2 protein-coding genes are annotated in these 2,800 nt (G+C 41.0%); both read left to right on the forward strand.

The genetic code is table 11. The annotated features are described in order from the left end of the window. The first annotated feature begins 2 nt into the window (after positions 1-2). Entirely contained in the window at positions 3-1,442 is a 1,440-nt protein-coding gene (gene gatA / locus AC52RT_RS03410; RefSeq protein WP_495539453.1) for an Asp-tRNA(Asn)/Glu-tRNA(Gln) amidotransferase subunit GatA, read from the forward strand. Positions 1,443-1,454: 12 nt separating this feature from the next. Continuing rightward, on the forward strand, positions 1,455-2,800 hold a 1,346-nt coding region (gatB, locus tag AC52RT_RS03415), incomplete at its 3' end, for an Asp-tRNA(Asn)/Glu-tRNA(Gln) amidotransferase subunit GatB (protein WP_495539454.1).

The raw sequence follows: 2,800 nt of genomic DNA on the forward strand, positions 1-2,800 counted from the left end.
GTATTTCTGAGCTTCATAAACAATTACATAACAAAGAAATCACTGTTACGGACCTTGTTCATGAATCCTATACACGAATCAACGAAGTAGAAGATAAGGTTAAAGCGTTTCTTACATTAGATGAAGAAAATGCACGCAAAAAAGCTAAACAATTAGATGAAATGGTTACGAAAGAAAATAGCGGGAATGTTTTGTTTGGAATGCCTATCGGTGTGAAGGATAATATCGTCACAAAGAATCTTCGTACAACCTGCGGAAGTAAAATCCTTGAAAACTTTGACCCGATTTATGATGCAACGGTCGTCCAAAAACTTCAGCAAGCTGAAACCATTACCATTGGGAAGTTGAACATGGATGAATTTGCGATGGGTTCTTCCAATGAAAACTCTGCATACCAAGCAACACGTAATCCATGGAATCTTGATCATGTTCCAGGCGGATCTTCAGGCGGCTCGGCTGCAGCTGTAGCAGCTGGTGAAGTTCCCTTTTCCCTTGGCTCTGATACAGGCGGTTCCATTCGTCAGCCCGCAGCGTACTGTGGTGTAGTCGGCCTAAAACCTACCTATGGTCGTGTATCACGTTTTGGTCTAGTAGCATTCGCTTCTTCTCTTGACCAAATTGGTCCAGTTACCAGAACAGTTGAAGATAATGCTTACTTACTGCAAGCAATATCCGGTGTTGATCCAATGGACTCTACATCAGCGAACGTTAATGTACCCGATTTTTTAAGCGCGTTAACGGGAGACGTTAAAGGCTTGAAAATCGCGGTGCCAAAAGAATATTTAGGAGAAGGTGTAAGTGAAGAGGTACGCGGCTCAGTACTTGACGCCTTGAAGGTACTTGAACAATTAGGAGCGAAGTGGGAAGAAGTATCTCTACCGCATTCGAAATATGCACTTGCTGCGTATTATCTATTGTCATCTTCAGAAGCTTCTGCCAATCTATCCCGTTTTGATGGCGTTCGATATGGTTACAGAACAGATAATGCGGCTAATTTATTAGAAATGTACAAGCAGACTCGTGCGGAGGGCTTTGGTGACGAAGTGAAACGCCGGATTATGCTTGGAACGTTCTCATTAAGTTCTGGCTACTATGATGCTTATTACAAAAAGGCACAAAAAGTTCGTACATTAATTAAGCAAGACTTTGAAGATGTCTTCCAAAAATATGATGTCATTATTGGACCAACAACGCCTACACCTGCATTTAAAATTGGTGAAAAAATTGACGATCCATTAACGATGTATGCAAATGATATCTTAACAATACCTGTAAATCTTGCGGGAGTTCCAGGAATCTCCGTGCCATGCGGATTCTCTAAAGAAGGTCTGCCTCTTGGTTTACAAATTATCGGTAAACACTTTGATGAGAGTACGGTATACCGCACAGCTCACGCCTATGAACAGGCAACGGCTCATCATAAGCAATTTCCAACACTGTAAGGGGTGAATATCATGACATTTGAAACCGTAATCGGCCTTGAGGTACACGTAGAGCTTAAAACAGATTCGAAAATTTTCTCGTCTAGTCCGAACCATTTTGGAGCAGAACCTAATACTAATACCAGCGTGATTGACCTTGGATATCCAGGTGTTCTGCCTGTATTGAACAAAAAAGTCGTGGATTATGCTATGAAAGCCTCTCTTGCTTTAAATTGTGAAGTGGCAGAAGTGACTAAATTCGACCGGAAGAACTATTTTTACCCGGATAATCCCAAAGCGTATCAAATCTCTCAATTTGACAAACCAATTGGTGAGAATGGCTGGGTAGAAATCGAAGTAAACGGCGTTAAAAAGAAAATTGGAATTACCCGCATTCACATGGAAGAAGATGCAGGTAAGCTATCACATACTTTTACCGGCTCACTTTGTGATTACAATCGTCAAGGTACACCATTGATTGAAATCGTGTCGGAACCCGATATTACTTCTCCTGAAGAAGCTTACGCATATTTAGAAAAAGTAAAATCGATCATTCAATATACTGGAGTGTCAGATTGTAAAATGGAAGAGGGATCATTACGTTGTGATGCGAATATCTCTCTTCGTCCTGCTGGACAAAAGGAATTTGGTACGAAAACGGAGCTCAAAAACTTGAACTCTTTTAACTTCGTTCGAAAAGGTCTTGAACACGAAGAAATTCGTCAGGCTGATATTCTAGAGTCAGGTGGAATTATTGAACAAGAAACACGCAGATTTGATGAAGCAACAGGGAAAACCATTCTAATGCGCGTTAAAGAAGGTTCAGATGATTATCGTTATTTCCCTGAACCGGATTTACTCGATATATATATCGATGAAGAATGGAAAGCGAGAATTCAAGCTGAGATTCCAGAGCTGCCGGATGCTCGGAAGAAACGTTATGTAGAAGAGTTCGGGCTGCCTGCTTATGATTCTGCTGTTTTAACTGTGTCAAAAGAAACAGCAGATTTCTTTGAAGCAGCTGTTTCAGCCGGCGCAGATGCTAAACAGGCTTCCAATTGGATTATGGGAGAATTATCAGCCTATCTAAATGCTGAAGGAAAAGAGCTTCATGAGCTTGCACTTACGGCAGAAGGACTTGCTGGGATGATTAAGCTGATTGAAAATGGAACCATATCCTCTAAAATAGCTAAGAAAGTATTTAAGGAATTAGCTGAACATGGCGGCGATGCTGAAACGATTGTAAAAGAAAAAGGTCTTGTCCAAATTTCTGATGAAGGTGCCTTGCTGAAAGCAGTAAGTGAAGCACTTGATAATAATCCACAGTCTATTGAAGATTTCAAGGCTGGGAAACAAAAAGCAATTGGCTTCCTTGTCGG

It is taken from the genome of Peribacillus sp. (assembly GCF_059453735.1).